This is a genomic window from Mesorhizobium sp. M4B.F.Ca.ET.089.01.1.1, assembly GCF_004022605.1.
Classification (GTDB): Bacteria; Pseudomonadota; Alphaproteobacteria; order Rhizobiales; family Rhizobiaceae; genus Mesorhizobium; species Mesorhizobium abyssinicae.
Genome location: NZ_RZOS01001218.1, coordinates 1 through 587, shown reverse-complemented (window position 1 = coordinate 587; position 587 = coordinate 1). Strand labels below are relative to the sequence as shown.

The window sequence follows — 587 nt, the reverse complement described above, 5'->3', positions numbered from 1 at the left end:
GTGCGGACGCGCCTCGGTCGACGAGCAGCCGCACTTGTCACACAGCCGACCCTATAAGATTGAGTTCTCGTACGGGAAGCCGAGGCCGGGGTATCAGTGTGCTGGTACCTATGAAAACGTGTTCCTAGGTCACGTATTTTCCACCGATTTGCTGTTGCTGCGTATCAGCCTGAGGCAGCCGCTTGTTACCGAAACGGGCGACCCCCTGCAGTTGAGGATACTCGAAGACGCCCTGTACTCGGTTGCCGAAGGCTTGCGGCTGGCAGCCAGCCGGCATCCACAAATCGATCTTGATACTTCCGAGTTCGGTGCGGGCTTCCGTATCGTCCCGAACCGGGAGGATGACACGCTACTGCTCGACGTCTACCTTTACGATACCTTGTCCGGTGGGGCCGGCTACGCCGATCTCGCGGCAAGGAACATTGAGGAAATCCTCCAGCAAACCCTCGCGCTGTTGGAGCAATGCCCCGCCAAATGCGAGCAGTCATGCGAGAGTTGCCTGCGACACTATCATAACCAGTACCTCAAGGAACGTCTTGACCGGAACCTCGGTGCCGAGCTGCTCCGCTACGCGCTCGATGGCACGC

The 587-nt window shown here is 58.9% G+C and carries 1 protein-coding gene; it reads left to right on the top strand.

Annotated features, from left to right (window positions below; all coding sequences use genetic code 11):
* Window positions 1–154: 154 nt before the first annotated feature.
* The coding region (locus EN780_RS36850; protein ID WP_210215123.1) for a DUF1998 domain-containing protein at window positions 155–587 on the top strand (433 nt) is incomplete at its 3' end.